This is a genomic window from Corynebacterium sp., assembly GCF_052107835.1.
Classification (GTDB): domain Bacteria; phylum Actinomycetota; class Actinomycetes; order Mycobacteriales; family Mycobacteriaceae; genus Corynebacterium.
The window spans coordinates 1-21,290 of sequence record NZ_JBQEDF010000042.1; the positions used below are offsets into that span (position 1 = coordinate 1).

Here is a 21,290-nt window from a genome sequence, read left to right on the forward strand (position 1 = left end):
CGAGCTTGACGAAGGTGTTCCAGATCTCGTCGAGACGCTCGACCTCGCGCTCGGCACGCTCACGGATGTGGCGCATCTCGCGCTCGGCCGCGGTCTGGACCTTGCGCTTGGCGTCGGCCTTGGCGCCGGCGGTCTCGAGCTCGGCCAGGTCGGACTCGAGCTTCTCGGAACGCTCCTGGAGCTCGCCGTCGCGGTCGTTCTCGACCTCCTTCTTCTCGAGCATCATCTCGGCCTCGAGGGTGGTCTGGTCGTTGTGCCGACCCTCCTCGTCCACCGAGGTGATGATGTTGGCCGCGAAGTAGATGATCTTCTCGAGATCCTTCGGGGCCAGGTCGAGCAGGTAGCCGAGCCGGGACGGAACGCCCTTGAAGTACCAGATGTGGGTGACCGGGGCGGCCAGCTCGATGTGCCCCTTGCGCTCACGACGGACCTTGGACTTGGTCACCTCGACGCCGCAGCGCTCACAGATGATGCCCTTGTAACGGACTCGCTTGTACTTGCCGCAGGCGCACTCCCAGTCACGGGTTGGCCCGAAGATGCGCTCGCAGAACAGGCCGTCCTTCTCCGGCTTCAGGGTGCGGTAGTTGATGGTCTCCGGCTTCTTGACCTCGCCGTGCGACCACCGACGGATATCGTCGGCGGTGGCGAGACCAATACGCAGTTCGTCAAAGAAGTTGACGTCCAGCACGTGGACTCCCTTTCCCCTCCGTCTTCATACGGAGGGCGGTAGTGCGGTGAAAATTGGGACTCTGTCTGTGTGGTGGTGGGAGGCTAGCCCACGTCGCTGTCCGCGTCCGGACGCTCGTCCCGGGACAGGTTGATGCCCAGGGCGGCGTTGGCGTGGTCGAGCTCGTCGTCGTCGGTGGAGCTGAGCTCCATCGGCGAACCGTCCGCAGCGAGCACCTCGACGTTGAGGCAGAGCGACTGCAGCTCCTGGAGGAGAACCTTGAAGGACTCCGGGATACCCGGGTTCGGGATGTTCTCTCCCTTGACGATGGCCTCGTAGACCTTCACGCGGCCGACCACGTCATCGGACTTGATGGTGAGCAGCTCCTGGAGCGTGTAGGCCGCGCCGTACGCCTGCATGGCCCACACCTCCATCTCACCGAAGCGCTGGCCACCGAACTGCGCCTTACCACCGAGCGGCTGCTGGGTGATCATGGAGTACGGACCGGTGGAACGGGCGTGGATCTTCTCGTCGACCAGGTGGTGCAGCTTGAGCATGTACATGTAGCCGACCGAGACCGGGTACGGGTAGGGCTCGCCGGAGCGCCCGTCGATGAGCTCGGCCTTGCCGAACTCGTCGGTGAGCTTGATGCCGTCGCGGTTCGGACGCACCGAACGCAGCAGGCCGGAGAGCTCCTCGTTGGACGCGCCGTCGAAGACCGGGGTCGAGGTCAGCGAGTCAGCCGGGACGTCGTGGAGATCCTCGGGGAGGGTCTCCAGCATCGCCTTGATCTTCGGGTCCTCGGAGTCGGCGTCGACGGTCCAGCCGTTCTTCGCCAGCCAGCCCAGGTGGGTTTCGAGCACCTGGCCGATGTTCATGCGGCGCGGCACACCGTGGGTGTTCAGGATGATGTCGACCGGGGTCCCGTCCGGCAGGAACGGCATGTCCTCGGCGGGCAGGATCTTGCCGACGACACCCTTGTTGCCGTGGCGGCCGGCGAGCTTGTCGCCGTCCTGGATCTTGCGCTTCTGGGCCACGTACACGCGGACCATCTCGTTGACACCGGGCGACAGGTCGTCGTCGTCCTCGCGGGAGAACACGCGCACGCCGATGACCTTGCCGGTCTCGCCGTGGGGCACCTTCATGGAGGTGTCGCGGACCTCGCGGGCCTTCTCACCGAAGATGGCGCGCAGCAGGCGCTCCTCCGGGGTCAGCTCGGTCTCGCCCTTCGGGGTGACCTTGCCGACGAGGATATCGCCGTCGCGGACGTCGGCGCCGATGCGGACGATGCCGCGGTCGTCGAGGTCCGCCAGCACGTCGTCGCCGACGTTCGGGATGTCGCGGGTGATCTCCTCCGGGCCCAGCTTGGTGTCGCGGGCGTCGATCTCGTGCTCCTCGATGTGGATCGAGGTGAGGATGTCCTGCTCAACCATGCGCTGGTTGAGGATGATGGCGTCCTCGTAGTTGTGGCCCTCCCACGGCATGATGGCGACCAGCAGGTTGCGGCCCAGCGCCATCTCACCGTTGTCGGTGCCGGGGCCGTCGGCGATGGCCTGGCCGGCCTCGACGCGGTCACCCTGGTTGACCAGCGGCTTCTGGTTGTAGCAGGTGCCCTGGTTGGTGCGCTCGAACTTGCGCAGCATGTAGGTGTCGCGCACGCCGTCGTCGTCCATGATGGTGACGTAATCGGCGGACACGAACTCCACGGCACCGGCCTTCGGGGAGACGATGACGTCGCCCGCGTCGTAGGCGGCGCGCTGCTCCATGCCGGTACCGACGAACGGTGCCTCGGCGCGGAGCAGCGGCACGGCCTGGCGCTGCATGTTCGCACCCATCAGGGCGCGGTTGGCGTCGTCGTGCTCCAGGAACGGAATCATGGCGGTCGCCACGGAGACCATCTGGCGCGGGGAGACGTCCATGTAGTCGACCTCGGAGGCCGGGACGACCTCGACGTCGCCGCCACGCAGACGGACCTCGATCTGCTCCTCGGTGAACTGCTTGTTCGCGTCGAAGGGGGTGTTCGCCTGCGCGATGATGTGGCGATCCTCCTCATCGGCGGTGAGGTAGTCGACCACGTCGGTGATCTGGCCCTGCTCGACCCGGCGGTACGGGGTCTCGATGAAGCCGAACGGGTTGACCCGGGCGAAGGACGCCAGGGAACCGATCAGGCCGATGTTCGGACCCTCCGGGGTCTCGATCGGGCACATGCGGCCGTAGTGCGACGGGTGGACGTCGCGGACCTCGAGGCCGGCGCGCTCACGCGACAGGCCGCCGGGGCCCAGGGCGGAGAGACGACGCTTGTTCGTCAGGCCGGACAGCGAGTTGTTCTGGTCCATGAACTGCGACATCTGCGAGGTTCCGAAGAACTCGCGGATCGCCGCGGAGACCGGACGGACGTTGATCAGCGAGGTCGGGGTGATCGACTCCGCGTCCTGCGTGGTCATGCGCTCACGCACGACACGCTCCATGCGGGACAGGCCCACACGGATCTGGTTCTGGATGAGCTCACCGACGGTACGCACACGACGGTTGCCGAAGTGGTCGATGTCGTCGGTGCCCAGCGGGATCTCCACGCTGTCGGGGGAGGTCATGGACTTCTCACCGGAGTGCAGACGCACCAGGTACTCGATGGTGGTCAGGATGTCCTGCTCGGTGAGGGTCATCGGACCCTCGCCGGCCGAACCCAGGCCGAGCTTGCGGTTGACCTTGTAACGGCCGACCTTGGCCAGGTCGTAGCGCTTGGCCTTGAAGAAGCTGTTCTCCAGCAGGGCCTGGGCGGAGTCGCGGGTGGGCGACTCGCCGGGACGCTGCTTGCGGTAGATCTCCAGCAGGGCCTCGTCGGTGTTGGCGACGCCGTCCTTCTCGAGGGTGGACATCATGATCTCGGAGAACCCGAAACGCTCGGTGATCTCCTCGGTCGTCAGGCCGAGTGCCTTCAGCAGGACGGTGACCGGCTGGCGGCGCTTACGGTCGATGCGCACGCCGACGGTGTCGCGCTTGTCGACGTCGAACTCCAGCCATGCACCGCGGGACGGGATCACCTTCACCGCGTGCAGGGGGCGCTCGGTGCCCGGGTCGATGGACTCGTCGAAGTAGACGCCCGGGGAGCGGACGAGCTGGGACACCACGACACGCTCGGTGCCGTTGATGATGAAGGTGCCCTTGTCGGTCATCATCGGGAAATCACCGATGAAGACGGTCTGGCTCTTGATCTCACCGGACATCGCGTTGGTGAACTCCGCGGTGACGTACAGCGGAGCCGAGTAGTTGATGTCCTTGTCCTTGCACTCGTCGACGGTGTTCTTCACATCGTCGAAGCGCGGCTCGGACAGCGTCAGGGACATGTTCTCGGAGTAGTCCTCGACAGGGGACAACTCGTCGAGGATGTCCTCGAGACCGGAGGCGATGCGCACACCCTCCCCGGCCTCTGCCTGCTTCCGGGCGCGCCACTGGGGCGTGCCGACGAGCCAGGCGAAGGAATCTCTCTGGACGTCGAGAAGACCGGGAACCTCGATAGGCGCGTCGATCTTCGCGAAGGAGTAGCGTTGCGAAGCTCCGGGGATTCCGGAGTCTGCTGCTCCAGTGATTCCGGGGGTGGAACTGGTCTGGCGGGAGACTGCCAAGATGGGTCCTTCCAGCACCTCACGTGTCCGGTCGTGGACGGGACCCCCTGCGAAGGGGACGGCCCGGCCGCGGCGGACGCGGTTGCTAATGAGCGTACGGTCTGCGGTGGTCTGTGGGGGACTGACGTTGTGATTTCAGCGGGTCCGGAAACAGTTAATGGACCTTGTCAAGTTACCGTCTCCGGCTCGACCGGCGTAGTCAGACACCGTGGTGCTCCACCGTGCCGTGACCATGTCGATCCCTCCCGAAACGTCACTCATCAAGGTCATCTCATGTTGTTGCCGCTACATCACCGGACGTCAATCCAGCGCAACGATCGATCGTATATCACCCGTCACCGGATGTCCACCCCAGCGACACGCACAGTTATCCCACCCCCGAATGGGTCCCTCACGCCTCCGGGCGCTGCGCACGCCCGGCACGCTGGGGCCGGAGAGCCACCACAGCTGAACCGAGTGCCACGATAGCACCCGTGACGGTGAGCGCAATACCCCACGGCCTCGTCGGGCGGTCCTCCCCCAGCTCGGTCGCCTGCGAAAGCAGGTCCTCGCGCTCCTCCCCCGGGGTCTCACCGGTGAAGGACGACAGCAGCTCGACCTCACCGTCCGCTCCGTCCCCTCCCCCTGCGTCCCCGGACGCCGCGTAGAAGTCCCGCAGGTCCTCGGACACCGACACGATCATCCCGCTGGACGGCTCAACGCGGAACTCCCTGGTCCCCGACCGCATCAGCGGTGCGTCCCCCCCGTCGTCGCCGGCAGAGGTGCTGCCCCGGAAGTAGCCGGGGTTCTCCTGCCCCACCGGCTCGGCCTCCAGATCCTGGCGGAACACGTAGACCTCCGTCCCGCCGATGTCCTCCGTCTGCACGAAATGGGCGGGCAGGTCGCGGCGCAGGAGATTGTCGAACACCGGGTACTCCTGCTGCTCGGTGTCCCGGGGGAATGACAGCCACTGTCCCGACACCGACGAGTCCGCGGCCGGCGTCCCCGGGACGTCGGCCACCTTCGCCTCCCCCAGCGAGGCGCCGGACATCCGGTCGATCCGGTAGGACCAGACCTCGGCGTCCAGCAGCGCCGCATTCTCGTCCTCGACGTCGTCACGCAGCGAGGTGACTCCCACCTGCGCGGAGGCGGAGTCCTCCTCCGCCGGCTCCCCCAGTGTCACCGCGTAGGTCTTCGTCACCGGTGCGGTCACCGGCCCGTCGGCGTCCTCCCCGAGGTAGGACGGACCGACCTCGGCCTCCGGGTCATGCAGGGACAGCTGGGATTCACTCAGCGACAGGGGGACGGGCCGCTCCGGCGGCACCAGGGCGGGCAGCGCCAACCCGACGGCGATGAGGACGCAGCCCAGCCCGAGGACGAGGACTGCGGCGACGCGGGATCTCGGAAGCATGCCGACCATGCTACCCATAGAACTAATCCCGCCGTGCGGGCCCTGGGGCACGCGCGGCGGGATCGGAGTCTGTATCCCCGTGAGGGGAAAACCCTACTTCAGGGAGACGGTGGCGCCAGCCTCTTCGAGCTTGGTCTTGGCGGCCTCGGCGTCTTCCTTGGAAGCGGCCTCGACGATGGCCTTCGGAGCGGCCTCGACCAGCTCCTTGGCCTCCTTCAGGCCCAGACCGGAGACGAGCTCGCGGACGACCTTGATCACGCCGATCTTCTTGGCGCCGGCATCCTCGAGGACGACGTCGAACTCGTCCTGCTCTTCCTCGGCGGGGGCAGCGGCACCCGGGGCGGCGGCGGCAGCGGCGACCGGGGCGGCGGCGGTGACGTCGAAGGTGTCCTCGAAGAGCTTGACGAACTCAGAGAGCTCGATGAGGGTCATTTCCTTGAAAGCCTCGAGGAGCTCGTCGTTGGTGAACTTAGCCATGGTGGCTTCCTTTCTTTATGTCCCGTTCCGCTCTTACCGCGGAACAGGTCGGGGGGTGAAAAAGTATGTGCGCGTCTGGTTGCGGCACCAACCCGTGGACGGGTTAGGCCGCTTCCTTCTTCTCCTGGAGCGCGGCGGTGAGCCGTGCGACCTGGGATGCCGGGGCGTTGAACAGACCGGCGGCCTTGCTGAGGGAGCCCTGCAGGGCGCCGGCCAGCTTGGCCAGGGTGGTCTCACGGTTGTCCAGCTCGGCGATTGCCTCAACCTGGGAGGCGGACAGCTGACTGCCGTCCATGTTGCCGCCCTTGATCACGAGAGCCTTGTGATCCGCGCCGAACTTCTTGAACGCCTTGGCGGCGTCGACGGCCTCGCCCTGAATGAAGGCGACAGCAGTCGGTCCGGTCAGCAGATCATCGTCAAGCTCCACGCCAGCCTGCTTCGCAGCCAGCTTGATCATGGTGTTCTTGGCGACGGAGTAGGTGACCTCGGAACCCAGGGCCTGGCGCAGCTCGGTGGTCTCGGCGACGGTCAGTCCACGGTACTCGGTGAGCACAGTGGCACTGGCGTTCTCGAAACGCGCGGTGAGCTCCGCGACGGATGCCGTGTTCTTTGCGTTTGCCATACTCTCGCCTCCTTCCTGATGTCTGTCGGTGGTAGGACCGTCCACGGTGTCGTGAAGGGATCCCCCCTCGAACAGCAGACGCCCCGTGCCGCAAGGCACGGGGCGCAGCGAGCTACGTCACGGCGACGCTGTGGCCGCCGGTGCTCGACGTGTTCCGTGTTTCCCTGCGTGGGCCGCCATCTGCTCGGAAGCGATGGTCCTTCGTCCGCCTCCCCGGAACGTGTCCGGGAGAGACGTCAACCGACGGTCTCCGGTGAAACTTGAACGTTCGCGGACATGCCGCGATCAAACTTCGGTGTTGAGTGTAGACCCCACCGTGGGTGCGACCAAATCGGGGTCGGCGCCGGATCCTCGCGTATCACCGCGGACACCTCAGGTGCACCACGGGAGCACGAGTTTTTCCGACACCGTCCCGCAGGCGGCCGCCCGGCACTACACTCAGCAAAATGAGCTCCACCACACTGTCACCGAACCACCGATCCTTCCTGCCCGCGTTCGTGCGTGGCTGGGGAAGCCCCGACCGCATGCCCCGCGGCGTCAACGACTGGGACACCCCCCTTCCCGAGGATCACCCGGTACCCGTCATCCTCATCCACGGCACCTGGTTGAACAGCTACAACACCTGGTCAATGATCGCCCCGGAGCTGGCGTCCCGCGGCTACCGCCTGTTCGCCCTGAACTACGGCACGAACAGCGAGAGCTTCGTGGGCCGCCGGAAATCCTGCTTCGCCAATGGCCCCCTGCTGGACGCTGTCGACGAGATCGCCGAGTTCATCGACCGTGTCCTCGAGGCCACCGGAGCGCCACAGGTCGATCTGATCGGCCATTCGCAGGGCTCGGCGCAGTCCCTGCTCCAGGTCAGCGAGACTGACGGCCGCTTCGGCGGGGCTGATCCGAGGATCCGCAACATCATCGGGCTGGGCTGCTCCTCCCATGGGACGACCGCGACCGGTATCGGTTCCGGTACCGCCTGGCTCCGGGACAAGTTGGACGGCAAGGTGGACGTCTCCGTCATTCTGCGCAGGATTCTCGGGCAGTGCGCCGAAGACCAGATTGTCGGGTCGGACGCCACGGCGCACATCAGTGGCGGCGGCGACACTGTCCCCGGGGTCACGTACACGATGATCGCCTCGAAGTACGACGAGATCGTCACCCCATGGCGTCAGGCACTGCTCGAGGAGGGCGAGGGCGCCACTGTCCACAACAATGTGCTGCAGGACCACGGAAACACCGGTGACAAGAGCGATCACATGTCGATGCTGTACTCCCCCAGGTCGCTGGACCTGATCCTGGAACGGCTGTCCGACAGCGACTCCGGCGAGGAGGGGGCCTACCGGCGCGACAACCCCCAGGTGACGGCGCGTGTGCTGCCACTGCTCGGGGAGATCGGCGGCCGCTGAGTCTGCACGCCGCGGACATTCAGCATCCCGTGGAACGCACAGAACCCCCGCACCGCCGAAACAGCGGATGCGGGGGTTCGCTCGAGCTGGAGGGAACTACTCCTCTTCGCCGGTGAAGTTCTTCACCACGGAGGTGTCGAGCTGGATGCCCGGACCGTTGGTGGTGGAGATGGTGCCCTTCTTGATGTAGCGACCCTTGGCGGCGGAGGGCTTGAGACGCTGGAGCTCGTCGAAGAGGGCGCCGTAGTTCTCGGCGAGTGCCTTGTCGGAGAAGGATGCCTTGCCGATCATGGCGTGCAGGTTGGCAGCCTTGTCGACGCGGAAGGAGATCTTGCCGCCCTTGATCTCCTGGACAGCCTTGGCGACGTCGGTGGTGACGGTGCCGGTCTTCGGGTTCGGCATCAGACCACGCGGGCCGAGCACGCGGGCGACGCGGCCGACCTTGGCCATCTGGTCCGGGGTGGCGATCGCGGCGTCGAAGTCGGTCCAGCCTCCCTGGATCTTCTCGATCAGCTCGGCGGTTCCGACAGCCTCGGCGCCGGCCTCTTCGGCGGCGGTGGCGTTCGGGCCCTCGGCGAAGACGACGACGCGGACGTTCTTACCCGTGCCGTTGGGCAGGGAGACGGTGCCGCGGACCAGCTGGTCGGCCTTGCGCGGGTCAACGCCCAGGCGCAGGGCGACGTCGACGGTCGCGTCGTAGCTCTTGGAGGAGATCTCCTTGGCCAGCGTGACGGCCTCGATCGGGGAGTAGAGACGGTCGGCGTCGACCTTCTCGGCTGCGGCGCGGTACGCCTTGGAAGTCTTGCTCATGATGGTTCCAATCAGGGTTGTTGGACTGTGGTTGCCGGGCCGCAAGTGGCCCTTCCACGGTGGTACTGGTGTGACGGGTTACTGCGCCGGGGCGTCGAGGACGTCGATGCCCATGGAGCGCGCGGTGCCGGCGATGATGCGGGCGCCGTTCTCGAGGTCGTTCGCGTTGAGGTCCTCGAACTTGGTCTGGGCGATCTCGCGGCACTGTGCCCAGCTGACCTGGCCGACCTTGTCGGTGTGGGGCACGCCGGAGCCCTTCTGGATGCCGGCGGCCTTCAGCAGCAGCTTGGCTGCCGGCGGGGTCTTCAGCTTGAAGTCGAAGCTGCGGTCGTCGTAGACGGTGATCTCCACCGGGATGACGCTGCCGCGCTGGGACTCGGTGGCCGCGTTGTAGGCCTTGCAGAACTCCATGATGTTGACGCCGTGCGCACCGAGCGCCGGGCCGACCGGCGGTGCCGGGTTAGCGGCGCCCGCCTGGATCTGCAGCTTGATCAGGCCTGTGACCTTTTTCTTCTTCTTTGCCATGGTTCACCTCTTCACGTGGTACCAGGTGCTGATGCCGCACGCGGCGACTGGCTCGTGTCCGCCTATGGCGTTGGCGGACGCACCTGACCGGATGCCGGACTGGATACCGGCCACCGGGTGGGATGTCTGATTGCCACCCGTCTGGGGAAGTACAGGACTTCCGCGGGGACAGGCAACGGTCAAACTCTAGTTGAGCTTCTCGACCTGGTCAAATGCCAGGTCAACCGGGGTCTCACGGCCGAAGATCGAGACCAGGGCCTTGAGCTTGCTGTTCGCGGCGTCGATCTCGGAGATCGTGGCGGACACCGAGGCGAACGGACCGGAGAGCACCGTGACGGACTCCCCGACCTCGAAGTCGACCTCGACCTGGTCGGCCAGCGGGGTCGGTGCCATGGCGACACCGGTGTCGCTGACGTCGACACCTGCGGCGGAGTCGGCCTCCTCGACGTCGGCGGGGGCGGTCGCTGCCTCCGGGGGGAGCAGGAACTTCGCGACCTCGCGGATCTTGACCGGGGTCGGCTTGCCCTCGTTACCCACGAAGGAGGTCACACCCGGGGTGTCACGGATGACGGACCAGGAAGCGTCATCGAGCTCGATGCGCACCAGGACGTAGCCCGGCAGCAGCTTGCGCTTGATCCGCTTGCGCTTGCCGTCCTTGAGCTCGGTGATCTCCTCGATGGGGACGACGACCTCGTGGATCTGCTGGTCGACACCCAGGGTCTGGGCACGCATCTCCAGGTTGGTCTTCACCTTGTTCTCGTAGCCGGAGTAGCACTGGATGATGTACCACTCACCGTCGAGCTTCTTCAGGGCGCGCATGAACTCGCGCAGGCGCGTCTTGTAGGCGGCCATCGCCGCGTCCTCAGCACTGGGCTCCGGGGCAGCGGCCTCGGAGCCCGACCCGTCCACTGCACCTTCGGCGCCGGAGACGTCCTCAGCCGTCGGGGTCTGGGCGCCTTCCGTGGCAGGGGTTTCCGCCCCGTCGCTGAACGCGGGGGTCCCGGCGAGCTCACTGACGGCCTGCTGGACGTCCTCGTGCGCGGCGGCGGCAAGGCCCTCCGCGGTGGTGCTGTCGTGGGTGCTCTCGTCACTCATCGGCTCATCATCTCCCAAAGGTAAACAGGTGAAGTTACTGCGGGCCTACACGGCCCCGCATGAAAAATCCGCCTCGCCGTGAGGCGGAGGCGGTGGTTTATGCAGACGATCCTAGCACGCCTACAGGCCGAACATGAAGTTGATTCCCTCGCCTGTGAGGAGGTCGACTCCGGTGCACAGTGCGGTGATCACGATCAGGAACACGATGGTCACGATCGAGTAGGTGACCATTTCACGACTGGTCGGCCAGATGACCTTCTTGAGCTCGGATCCCACCGAGCGGGGGAAGGCCAGGACCTTGCTGCCGGCGCCTCCGGACGTCGCGGCGTCATCGGAGACCTTGATCTCCGACCGGGAGTCCCGGTCGGCACCGTTCCCGGACTCGCTGACCTGACGCTTGCCGGACGGGCGCAACGGCGAACCGGCAGCGCCGGTGTCGTTGTTCTTGTCGTCACTCACGTGATCTTCAGCTCCTCGGGGTATCTGTCCCCCGGGGTGTCCCGGGCGCGGTGGTGTCCACCATGTCCGGGGCCTCCGGGGGCATGTGCAGGGGCGACAGGACTTGAACCTGCAACCTGCGGTTTTGGAGACCGCTGCTCTGCCAATTGAGCCACGCCCCTTCGCGTTGCGTCCACAAGCGTACCTGAAACACGGGTACGGCTGAAACACTCCACGGGCGGTGCCGTCGTAACGGCACCGGAGCAGTGTATCAGCCCCCCGGGGACCCGACAAATACGCCCCGGCCACCGTGCGGGACGACCCGTCCACGACATGCACAGGGCCCCGCACCGTTGACGGTGCGGGGCCAGGGAATGCTCTGCGCGTTGTAGCGATGCCGGGGATCGAACCCGGGACCTCACGATTATGAGTCGTGCGCTCTAACCATCTGAGCTACACCGCCAGGGCCATTCCTACCGGCAGGAACCGGTGTATCCGGGAACGCCTCAAAATGACTTGAGCCCCCTGACAGAATCGAACTGTCGACCTTTTCCTTACCATGGAAACGCTCTACCGACTGAGCTAAGGGGGCGTGCTTCAGCTCGTGAAGCCTGAAGTAGAATAACCAGACCGCCCATGCTTCCACAAATCACCTGGTCACTCCGGATAAAACCAGACCGTAACCCCGCTCCCCGACACCACGGACGCCCCCGCCACGAAATAGTGGGTTAAACGAAAACCGCCCGGGGAGTGTTTCCACTCCCCGGGCGGTCGGTCTGTGCCAGGTAAAGGATTCGAACCTTTGAAGGCAGTGCCGGCGGATTTACAGTCCGCTCCCTTTGGCCGCTCGGGCAACCTGGCATGCGCCGTACGGCGCGATGGATACCCTACTACGAGACAGGTGAACTGCCGCAAATCAGCAGGTCAGCCACGGCAGAACTCAGCCGAGACGCTGAAGGGAGAACTCCATGAGACGGCGCAGTGCACTCGTCGCCGGGACGTCCGGCAGCTTCGCCAGTTCGTCCTCACCGTAGCCCCGGTAGCGCTCCACGTCCTCCAGTGACCGTGTGCGCCCTCCGGAGGCCCGGATGAGGGTCAGTGCCTCGTCCACGAGGGCATCGTCGGTCACCGGCCCGGTGAGCAGTTCCCGCAGCCGTTCGCCGCCGGGGTTCTGCTCCTGCATCGCGTAGAGCACCGGCAGGGTGAACACTCCTTCGCGCAGGTCCGTGCCCGGCACCTTCCCGGAGACCTCCGGGTCCGACCAGATGTCGATGATGTCGTCGACGATCTGGAACACCTGCCCCATGTGGCGTCCGAAGTGGAACAACGCTGTGCGGTGCTCCTCCGTTGCGCCACTGTGCAGCGCACCGAGATAGCCGGCGGAGGCGATCAGCACGCCGGTCTTCTCCTGGATGACCATCATGTAGTGCTCGATCTCGTCGACCCCGTCGGAGGTGCCGACAGTCTCACGCATCTGGCCGGTGACCAGCTCACCGAAGGTGTCGGCGAAGTGCCGGACGGTGTCCGTGCCCAGGTCGGCCATGATGCGGGATGCCACGGCGAAGATGTAGTCGCCGGCCAGGATCGCCACCGAGTTCGACCACCGGGCGTTGGCACTGGGGGCTCCGCGGCGGCGGTCGGCCTCGTCCATCACGTCGTCGTGGTACAGCGTTGCCAGGTGGGTCAGTTCGACCACGACGGCCGCGTCGATGATCTCGGGGCGTTCGGTGACCGGCACGTCCTGCGCGCCTTCCCCGTACTGCCCGGCAAGCAGGGCGAACATCGGACGGAACCGCTTGCCACCGGAGACCGCGAGATGGCTGATCTTGTCGGTGAGGAAGCTCTCCCCCGCCGAGAGGACCTCACGGAGCCGCGACTCGACCCGCTCGAGGCCATCCGGGACGGAGGTGTTCAGGTTCTCGTCGCCAAGGTCGAGACCCGCCCGCGCATCCGAGTTAGTGCTTGCCATTGATTACGTAGCCTCTGTCCGTCCAGATCATCTCGTCAAAAAGTTCGGTCCCGTCACCGACGCAACCCGGGACGAACACTCACGCTACTGTAGACCAGCACCTCAAGGCGAACACGGGCCGCGGAACGTGCCACAATAGGTTCCGATGAATGACGCAACGTGCGAGGTCCTGATTGTCGGCGCCGGCCCCGCAGGATCCGCCGCCGCCCATGCCGCAGCCACTGCGGGGTGGGACGTCGTGCTGGCCGACATGCAGGACTTCCCACGGGACAAGACCTGCGGCGACGGACTCACACCCCGCGCGGTGCACGCACTCGAGGCGATGGGCGCCATGACCCCCGGAGTCCCCCTCGTGGACGGCCAGCCGCTGATCCGGGGCCTGAAACTGCACGGCTTCGGTGGCTCGGTGACCGCCCCGTGGCCCGACCACCCGGCGTTCCCCGCCCGGGGTACAGCTGTACCACGCAGCGTGCTGGACAACTCCCTGGTCGAACATGCGGTGTCGTCCGGTGCCCGCCTGATCACCGGCGTCAAGGCGGTGGACGTCACGTCCGACCTGGTGGCGGGAACCAACCGGGTACGGTCCGTGCGATTCACCCGCGGCCGGACGCGGACCGGGAAGGGCGCCGGGGACAACGGGGACGACCTCACGGTCAGCTGCCGGTTCCTCCTGCTCGCCGAGGGGGTGCGCAGTGGGGTGGCCCGCCAGCTGGGCACCCGGTGGCTGCGCGGCCTCGTCCACGGTGTCGCCGCCCGCTCCTACTGCCCCACCCCGTTCGCCGACGAACCGTGGATCCACTCCCACCTGGAACTGCGCGACGCCGTGGGTGTGGCGCAACCGGGGTACGGGTGGATCTTCCCGCTGGGCGACCGGGAGCAGGCGGTGAACCTGGGCTGCGGCGCACTGTCGACGTCCTCGCGTCCGGCGCAGGTCAACGTCCGCAAGCTGCTGTCCACCTACGCCGACCAGTGCCGTGGGGAGTGGGAGCTCGGAGAGCCGCAGGCCGTCGCCGGTGCCCTGCTGCCGATGGGCGGGGCGGTGACCCGGGTCGCCGGGGCGAACTGGGCCGCCATCGGCGACACCGCCGCCCTGGTCAACCCGCTCAACGGCGAGGGGATCGACTACGCGCTCGAATCCGCCTCGGACGTGGTGGAGATGCTGCCGGACTCCGCCCGCAACCCCCGGGGCCTGTCCGACATGTGGCCGTCCCACCTGCGGGGACGGTACGGGGACGCGTTCTCGCTCGCCCGCCGTCTGGCGACGCTGCTGACCATGCCCGGGCTCCTCTCCGCCGTCGGACCGTTGGGCATGCGCGGCCCGCAGGCGCCCCATGTGATGGGGGCTGCGGCACGGCTGATGGGCAACCTCGTCACCCCAGAGGACAGGGATCTGACCGCGCGCCTGTGGTTGGGCGCCGGACGCCTCAGCACCGGCGTGGACCGGCTGTGGCGCGAGGACAGCCGGCCCCTCTTCGGCTAGCGCAGGTTCTGGGCGGGCTTCGTCGCGCTGTGCAGCGCGGTGATGCCGAAGGTGAGGTTCTGCCAGCCGGCACCCTCCCACCCGTTGCCGGTGATCAGCGAGGCCAGGCCCTCCTGGTCCGGCCAGGCGCGGATGGACTCCGCGAGGTACACGTAGGCGTCCGGGTTGGAGGAGACGGCCCTGGCCACCGCGGGAAGGGCGCGCATCAGGTACTCCATGTACACCGTGCGGAACACCGGGACGACCGGGGTGGAGAACTCACAGACGGTGAGTTTGCCGCCGGGCTTCGTCACCCGCGCCATCTCCCGCAGGCCGGCTGCGGGGTCAACGATGTTGCGCAGCCCGAAGCTGATGGTCACCGCATCGAAGGTGTCGTCGCCGAAGGGCAGCGCCATGCCGTCGCCACAGACCTTCGGGACGTCCCGTTCCTTCCCCGCAGCCAGCATCCCCGGGGAGAAGTCGCAGGCCACGCACCAGGCACCGGACCCGGAGAGCTCCACGGTGGACACCGCGGTCCCCGCGGCGAGGTCGAGCACCCGGTCGCCGGGGGCCAGGTCCAGGCGACGCCGGGTGCGCTTGCGCCACAACCGGTCCTGCCCGAAGGACAGGACCGTGTTGGTCAGGTCGTAGTTCTTTCCGACGGCGTCGAACATGCGCGCAACGTCATGCGGGTTCTTCTCAAGGCTGGCTCGGGACACAAGGGGCAATCCTAGTTCATCACCGGTTCAACGCGGGCACCGTCAACCCACCGGCCGCTTCCCGGTAGTGCCCGAGCAGGGTGTCGCACAGACCCGGCCAGGTACGGGGCAGCACCCCGGCGCGGGCCCGCTCCCGGAACCCGTAGTGGTCCCCACCGGTCAGCCGGTCCACGGCAGCCGGCAGGTCCCGCTCGAACCCCGGGACCTCCAGCAGTTCGCCGGTCACGCCGTGCTCGATGAGGTCCACGGGACCACCGGCCGCCGGGGCGATCGACGGCACCCCACTGGCCAGTGCCTCCTGCAGTGACTGGCAGAAGGTCTCGAACTCCCCGGTGTGCACGAAGACGTCGAGGCTGGCGTAGGCCTCCGCCAGCTCCGTACCGCGGAGTTCCCCGGTGAACACCGCCGAAGGCAGCAGCCCCTCCAGCTTCGCGCGCTCGGGCCCGTCGCCCACGACGACGAGCTGGGCGTCCCCCCGCCCCTCCAGCGCCCGCAGCCGGTGCACGGCCTTCTCGCTGGCCAGGCGTCCCACGTACCCCACCACGCGGCGGTCCGCCGTGCCGTCGTAGCGCTCCCCCAGCCAGTCACGGCGCAGTTCCTCGCTGCGGCGGGCCGGGGAGAACCGTTCGGCGTCGACGCCGCGTCCCCAGTGCCGGACGCGCCGGACGCCCCGCTCCTCCAGTTCGGCGATGGTGGCCGACGACGGGGCGAGCGTCATCGCCGCCGCGTTGTGGATCATCCGTACCACTCCCCAAGCGGCGCTGGTCAGCGGTTCCAGACGGTAGCTCGCGGCGAATCCAGGGACATCGGTCTGGTACACGGCAACCGTGGGCACGCCCAGTCTTTTCGCGGCGAAGGCACCGGCCGCGCCGAGGACGAAGGGACTGGCCAGGTGGACGACGTCCGGACGGAAGTCCCGCATCGCGGTGAGGACCGTCCTGGTCGGCACACCCACCGGCAGCGAGTTCACCACGGGCAGCTGCGCCGCCGGGACATGGACCACCGGGAATCCCAGGTAATCGTCCACGGGCTCCTGCCCCTTCACCGGCCCCGGGGCGATGACCAGGGCATCATCCCCTGTGGTGCGGAGGTGCTCCAGGACCCTCAGGACGGAATTGACGACCCCGTTGACCACGGGCAGGAAGCTTTCGGCGACGATGACCACACGCATGCCCACCAGTCTTCCACGTCGTGGTGACGGCACCGCGAACTCCCGGGGAACGCTGCGGCGACACCGGGTTACGGTCCGGTGTCCTCAGGGACCCGTGTCCACCCCGGCTTTCGGGACCCACCGGTTCCACCGCCACCGGATCAGCACCAGCAGCACCACGGTGACCACACCGCACACCGCCCAGGTCGACAGTGCCGGGAGGATCGACAGCGTCCACGACCGGCCCGCTACCTTCACGTTGTCGGTGTCCGAGCGCTGGTACTCGACCTGCACCCGGTCACCGCGCTCCAGACCCGTGGGGTACTTCAACCCGCGCACCGGTGAGTGGTACTCCCCGGCGTCATCGCGGTAGCGGACCAGTACCGTCGAGCGGTCGCCACCCTCGTTGACCACTTCCGCGACGGCGGCACCCCGGTCGCGGTTGATCGCGGAGTCCCCCAGCGCGGCGTTGACCACCAGCATCCCGCACACCACCGTGGCCAGGACGAACAGTCCCAGCACCAGCTGGATGACGTGCCGGTGGGCGGACTCCGCCCGGGTGCGCCCACGCTGCGGGGCCGCCGGAGTCGCTGTCACGGCTGCGGCCCGCCCAGCGTGGTCTTCGCACCAAGCTCCCGGTGCAGCCGTGCCCGCGGTCCGCGCGACACCACGGCCTCCACGACCAGGAACCCGCCGGCCCCCTCGCCGTGCTCCTCGAGGACGCCACGCAGCTCGTCGAGGCTCTCCACCCTGCCGTGGGCGACACCGTACCCGGCGCACAGTTCACCCAGGTCCGCACCGGTGGGCGTCCCGAAAACTCGGTCGAAGGCGTCCGTCCCGTCCTCGAACCGGCGCAGGTCCGGCCCCCCGGTCTCCAGGGTCTCGAAGATCGCACCGCCGTCGTCGTTGGACACCACGATGACCAGGTTGTCCGGCCGCGGTTCGCCCGGGCCGATGTTCAGGCCGTTGAGGTCATGCAGGAAGGTCAGGTCGCCCATCAACGCCACGGTGCGCGGGGCACGGATCAGGTCCGGTTCCGCGCTGGCGTGGGCCAGGGCGACACCGACGGCGGTGGCCACCGTCCCGTCGATCCCGGATGCACCCCGGTTCGAGTAGGCCGTGACCCCGGGAAACGGCAATCCGGTCCAGGAGGCGTCCCGCACCGCCGAGGACGCCCCGAGGAGGACCGCGTCCCCGTCGTGCAGACCGTCGGTCACGGCGGCGGCGACGTGCAGGCCGGTGAATCCGTCGGTGGCCACGGCATCGCGCACGGCATCCGTGGCGACCTCGCTGGCCGCGCTGCACACCTTCAGCCATCCTGCGGGGTGTTCGCCCGAGACGGTCACTCCCCGGCCCTCCCGCTGGTTGTCGTTGACCTTCGGTGGGGTGGGACGGTCCGACACCGCGAGGACGTCGATGCCCGGGTCGGCGAGCAGCGTCGACACCGCGCGATGGAGGGTGGGTCGGCCGACGAGGACAATCTGCTCCGGACGCACCGTGGCCGTGTAGTCGGATGTACCAATGGTGCTGTCCGCGGTACCGTCCGTGCCGGTCAGCAGCCCCGCCGCAGCCGGGTGCACGGGGTTGTCCGGGGCGGGGGACCCCGGTTCGGCGATGGTCGGGACACCGGCGAGGGCGTCGAGGATCCGGTCGGCCCACACCCGGTCGTGGACGTCCCCGGCGATGACGAGCGTGCGGCGGGACAGGTCGACGGCCAGTGCAGGGGCGGCTGGTGCGGTGGCCGTAGGTGCCTGCGCCGGCTGTGCTGTCTGGGCTGTCTGGGCTGTCTGGGCTGCCCGGGTCTCCTGTGCTTCGCGGGCGGCCAGGGTGACGTCCACGGTGGACCCGGGGACCAGCGGTGGCGCGAAGGGGACGTCCACCTGGACCCCGCCGCCGGGCTCCCCCTCGGCTGAAGAAACCGCCCGGGCAACGGCGTCCCGCACGTCCTCCACGGACATCGATCCTCCGGCCACCGCGGCATCCACCCCGATGGTGTCCACCGCGTGCGGCCCGAAGATCCCCATCTGGTCGATGGTCTGGTTCGCACCGGTCCCCAGCAGTTCCCACGGCCGGTTCGCCGACAGGACGATCAGGGGTACGCCGGTGGCCGTCGCCTCGACCATCGCCGGAAGGCAGTTCGCCACCGCCGTGCCCGAGGTCATCACCACCGGCACCGGGATCCCCGTCCTGCGGGCCAGTCCGAGGGCCAGGAAGGATCCGGACCGTTCGTCGGTGCGGACATGCAGCCGGAGCCGTCCGGTGCGTCCGGCCTCGGCCAGGGCGAGTGCCAGCGGCGCCGACCGGGAGCCCGGGCACACCACGGCCTCGCGCACACCACCGGCGACCAATGCGTCCACGATGGTGGCGGCAACCCTGGTCGCCGGGGCGAGGATGTTGTCTTCGTTCACCCCCCTGACGCTACCCGGCGGCACTCCGCGACAAGGAACCGCGCATGACCCCGCGGAGGAATGCATCGCGGATTCCCGGGTTCGAGGGCAACCAAACCAGGATTCCGGGATGATTCCCGCCCTTGCGGCCCCGCTGTCAGTCACCGACAGCAGCGGCGAGGTAGCGGCCGGTCAACGTGTCGGCATCAGTCAGCTCAGCCGGCGTCCCGGCGAAGACCACATGGCCACCCTCGTGCCCCGCGCCCGGGCCCACATCGATGATCCGGTCCGCGGCAGCCATCACCGCCAGGTTGTGCTCGATGACAACCAGGCTGTACCCGTCCTCCACCAACGACTGCATCATCGTGACCAGGGTGCCGGTGTCCGCCAGGTGCAATCCGGAGGTCGGCTCGTCGACGACGATGACGGCACTGGCGCCAGCACTGCCGCCCTTCAGTCCCTCCCCGATCCGCGCGGCCAGTTTCAGCCGCTGCCGTTCACCCCCGGAGAGGGTGTTCAACGGCTGGCCCAGCCGCAGGTAGTCCAGACCCACCTGCACCAGGCGGTCCAACGCTCCGGCAACCGCGCGGGACGCGGCATTCTTCGGCACGTCCTCACCGAAGAACTCCGTCGCGGTCCGCACCGTCATGTCCAGCACGTCGCTGATGGTGCGTCCTGCCAGGGTGAACTCCAGGACCTCGGGGCGGAAACGCCTGCCGCCGCACTCCTCGCAGGTCGTGGCCACTCCGGCCATGATCGCCAGGTCGGTGTAGACCACGCCGAGTCCGTTGCACATTGGGCAGGCACCGGACGAGTTCGGGCTGAAGTGGGCGGGGGTGGCGCCGTCGGCCTTGTTCGCGCGGGCGAAGAGTTTGCGGATGTCGTCCAGCATCCCCGTGTAGGTCGCCGGGGTGGAACGGCGCGATCCCCGGATCGGCGACTGGTCGACCACAGTCACACCATCGCGTCCAGCCAGACCGCCGTGGACCAGCGAGGACTTTCCTGAACCGGCGACGCCGGTGACCACGGTCAGGATGCCGAGGGGGACGTCCACCGTGACATCCTGCAGGTTGTTGTCCTTGATGTGCTCCAGGGTGATCGTGCCGGACGGTTCGCGGACGGAGTCGCGAAGGGAGAGTCCGGCCTCCAGGGAGTGCGCGGTGATCGTGTCCGCGCCCAGGAGCTCGGGGTAGGTGCCGGTGAAGACAACCTCGCCGCCGGACTCGCCGGAGCCAGGGCCGATGTCCACGATGTAGTCGGCGGCGGCGATGACTTCGGGCTTGTGCTCGACGACGAGGACGGTGTTGCCCTTGTCGCGGATGCGCTGCAGCAGTTCGTTCATGCGGGCGATGTCGTGCGGGTGCAGGCCGATCGTCGGCTCGTCGAAGACGTAGGTGACGTCGGAGAGCGACGATCCGAGGTGGCGGATCATCTTCACGCGCTGCGCCTCACCACCGGACAGCGTTCCGGCGGGTCGGTCGAGGCTGAGGTAGCCGAGGCCGACGTCGATGAGGTTGTCGAGCATGGCGAGCAGGTTGGTGCGCACCGGGCCGACGGATCTGGCGTCCCCGATGTCCTTCTCCAGGCCAACCACCATCTCGCGGAGTTCGGTGACCTGCGTGGAATTCCACTCGCCGATGGTGCGTCCGGCGACGGTGGCGGTGCGGGACGCCTTCTTCAGCCGCGTGCCGTGGCAGTCCGGGCACGGGCCGGTGGTGCTGATCCTCTCGACGAAGTTCACGATCTGCTTCTGCTTCGGCGGGGTGTCGCGGTCGATCCAGAGACGGCGGATGCGGGTAACGAGGCCGTCGTAGGTGGTGGTGGAGAAGCCGCTGTTGTCCTCCTTGGCGACCTTGAGTTTCTGGGTGGGCGCGTAGAGGAAGAACTCGCGCTGCTCGTCGGTGTAGTCGCGGATGGGCACGTCCGGGTCGAGACGGCCGTTGGTGGCGTAGGCGGACCAGTACCAGTCGCCGACGCCGAAACCCGGCGCGTCGATCGCTCCCTCGTTGAGTGACTTGGACTCATCGAGGAAGGCGGAGAGGTCCAGGTCAGCACCGATGCCGCTACCCTCGCACGTCGGGCACCAACCTTCAGGGAGATTGAACGAGAAGTGGCCGGACGGCCCGACGTAGGGATCGGACAACCGGCTGAACAGGATGCGGACCAGGGAGGAGACGTCGGTGGCGGTGCCGACGGTGGAGCGGGAGTTCGCCCCCATGCGCTCCTGGTCGATGATGATCGCCGGGGAGAGGTTCTCCAGGACGTCCACGTCCGGACGCGGCAGGCTGGGCATGAAGCCCTGGACGAAGGCACTGTAGGTTTCGTCGATCAGACGGCGGGATTCGGCGGCGACGGTGCCGAAGACGAGGGAGGACTTTCCGGAGCCGGAGACGCCGGTGAATACGGTGAGCCGGCGTTTGGGGATATCGACGTCGATGTTCTTCAGGTTGTTCGCCCGGGCTCCGCGGACGTGGATGGTGTCGTGGCTGTCGGGGTTGGCGGGGGACGGATCAGCAGAAGTCTCAGCGCTCATCCGGTCGTTTATACCGGAAAGGCTGG

General features: G+C 67.5%; 16 protein-coding genes, 4 tRNA genes and 1 pseudogene. 2 read left to right on the plus strand and 19 right to left on the minus strand.

The genetic code is table 11. The annotated features are described in order from the left end of the window. The 5 genes and pseudogenes from ACTIL2_RS10710 to rplJ all read right to left on the minus strand — a co-directional run. Positions 1 to 688 (minus strand): annotated as a pseudogene (locus ACTIL2_RS10710) (DNA-directed RNA polymerase subunit beta'); the annotation flags it as partial. 83 nt (positions 689 to 771) lie between these two features. Then, entirely contained in the window at positions 772 to 4,308 is a 3,537-nt protein-coding gene (gene rpoB, locus ACTIL2_RS10715) for a DNA-directed RNA polymerase subunit beta (protein ID WP_442337460.1), read from the minus strand. A gap of 373 nt (positions 4,309 to 4,681) precedes the next feature. Next, complete coding sequence (locus tag ACTIL2_RS10720) at positions 4,682 to 5,680, minus strand: DUF3068 domain-containing protein (RefSeq protein WP_442337461.1); 999 nt, start codon at positions 5,678 to 5,680, stop codon at positions 4,682 to 4,684. Between the two features lie 93 nt (positions 5,681 to 5,773). Further along, entirely contained in the window at positions 5,774 to 6,157 is a 384-nt protein-coding gene (rplL, locus tag ACTIL2_RS10725; protein WP_442337462.1) for a 50S ribosomal protein L7/L12, read from the minus strand. A gap of 103 nt (positions 6,158 to 6,260) precedes the next feature. After that, the gene (rplJ, locus tag ACTIL2_RS10730) at positions 6,261 to 6,779 is read right to left on the minus strand and encodes a 50S ribosomal protein L10 (protein ID WP_442337463.1); all 519 of its coding nucleotides are present in this window, start codon (positions 6,777 to 6,779) and stop codon (positions 6,261 to 6,263) included. A 446-nt stretch (positions 6,780 to 7,225) separates the two neighbouring features. On the opposite strand from rplJ, the gene ACTIL2_RS10735 reads away from it, so the two are divergent. Continuing rightward, a complete protein-coding gene (locus ACTIL2_RS10735; RefSeq protein WP_442337464.1) occupies positions 7,226 to 8,179 on the plus strand; it encodes an esterase/lipase family protein in 954 nt (317 codons plus the stop codon). Between the two features lie 96 nt (positions 8,180 to 8,275). Here ACTIL2_RS10735 and rplA read toward each other — a convergent pair whose 3' ends face one another. The 9 genes from rplA to ACTIL2_RS10780 all read right to left on the minus strand — a co-directional run bounded on the left by rplA (position 8,276) and on the right by ACTIL2_RS10780 (position 13,016). After that, positions 8,276 to 8,989, minus strand: a complete 714-nt coding sequence (gene rplA, locus ACTIL2_RS10740; protein WP_442337465.1) for a 50S ribosomal protein L1 — start codon at positions 8,987 to 8,989, stop codon at positions 8,276 to 8,278. A 78-nt stretch (positions 8,990 to 9,067) separates the two neighbouring features. Next, the gene (gene rplK, locus ACTIL2_RS10745; RefSeq protein ID WP_442337466.1) at positions 9,068 to 9,514 is read right to left on the minus strand and encodes a 50S ribosomal protein L11; all 447 of its coding nucleotides are present in this window, start codon (positions 9,512 to 9,514) and stop codon (positions 9,068 to 9,070) included. A gap of 186 nt (positions 9,515 to 9,700) precedes the next feature. Continuing rightward, positions 9,701 to 10,609 (minus strand): transcription termination/antitermination protein NusG, encoded by a 909-nt coding sequence (gene nusG, locus ACTIL2_RS10750; RefSeq protein WP_442337467.1) that lies wholly within the window; start codon positions 10,607 to 10,609, stop codon positions 9,701 to 9,703. A gap of 120 nt (positions 10,610 to 10,729) precedes the next feature. Next, positions 10,730 to 11,068 (minus strand): preprotein translocase subunit SecE, encoded by a 339-nt coding sequence (gene secE / locus ACTIL2_RS10755; protein ID WP_442337468.1) that lies wholly within the window; start codon positions 11,066 to 11,068, stop codon positions 10,730 to 10,732. A gap of 88 nt (positions 11,069 to 11,156) precedes the next feature. Further along, positions 11,157 to 11,229 (minus strand) — tRNA-Trp (locus ACTIL2_RS10760). A gap of 207 nt (positions 11,230 to 11,436) precedes the next feature. Then, positions 11,437 to 11,510: transfer RNA gene (locus tag ACTIL2_RS10765), tRNA-Met, on the minus strand. 56 nt (positions 11,511 to 11,566) lie between these two features. Next, a tRNA-Thr gene (locus ACTIL2_RS10770) sits at positions 11,567 to 11,639 on the minus strand. Positions 11,640 to 11,826: 187 nt separating this feature from the next. Next, a tRNA-Tyr gene (locus tag ACTIL2_RS10775) sits at positions 11,827 to 11,908 on the minus strand. 79 nt (positions 11,909 to 11,987) lie between these two features. Continuing rightward, a complete protein-coding gene (locus tag ACTIL2_RS10780; RefSeq protein ID WP_442337469.1) occupies positions 11,988 to 13,016 on the minus strand; it encodes a polyprenyl synthetase family protein in 1,029 nt (342 codons plus the stop codon). 145 nt (positions 13,017 to 13,161) lie between these two features. Between ACTIL2_RS10780 and ACTIL2_RS10785 the strand changes: the two genes are divergently transcribed. Next, entirely contained in the window at positions 13,162 to 14,496 is a 1,335-nt protein-coding gene (locus ACTIL2_RS10785) for a geranylgeranyl reductase family protein (protein ID WP_442337470.1), read from the plus strand. Here ACTIL2_RS10785 and ACTIL2_RS10790 read toward each other — a convergent pair. The 5 genes from ACTIL2_RS10790 to ACTIL2_RS10810 all read right to left on the minus strand — a co-directional run bounded on the left by ACTIL2_RS10790 (position 14,493) and on the right by ACTIL2_RS10810 (position 21,264). Continuing rightward, complete coding sequence (locus tag ACTIL2_RS10790; RefSeq protein WP_442337471.1) at positions 14,493 to 15,194, minus strand: demethylmenaquinone methyltransferase; 702 nt, start codon at positions 15,192 to 15,194, stop codon at positions 14,493 to 14,495. The genes ACTIL2_RS10785 and ACTIL2_RS10790 overlap by 4 nt on opposite strands. A gap of 19 nt (positions 15,195 to 15,213) precedes the next feature. Beyond that, complete coding sequence (locus ACTIL2_RS10795) at positions 15,214 to 16,365, minus strand: glycosyltransferase family 4 protein (RefSeq protein WP_442337472.1); 1,152 nt, start codon at positions 16,363 to 16,365, stop codon at positions 15,214 to 15,216. A gap of 84 nt (positions 16,366 to 16,449) precedes the next feature. Continuing rightward, entirely contained in the window at positions 16,450 to 16,941 is a 492-nt protein-coding gene (locus ACTIL2_RS10800; RefSeq protein WP_442337473.1) for a DUF3592 domain-containing protein, read from the minus strand. Further along, entirely contained in the window at positions 16,938 to 18,818 is a 1,881-nt protein-coding gene (gene menD / locus ACTIL2_RS10805) for a 2-succinyl-5-enolpyruvyl-6-hydroxy-3-cyclohexene-1-carboxylic-acid synthase (protein ID WP_442337474.1), read from the minus strand. Before menD ends, ACTIL2_RS10800 begins: the two co-directional genes overlap by 4 nt. A gap of 70 nt (positions 18,819 to 18,888) precedes the next feature. Continuing rightward, positions 18,889 to 21,264 carry an ATP-binding cassette domain-containing protein gene (locus ACTIL2_RS10810; protein WP_442337475.1) on the minus strand — a complete coding sequence of 792 codons (2,376 nt, stop codon included), beginning with the start codon at positions 21,262 to 21,264 and terminating at the stop codon, positions 18,889 to 18,891. Positions 21,265 to 21,290: the final 26 nt, after the last annotated feature.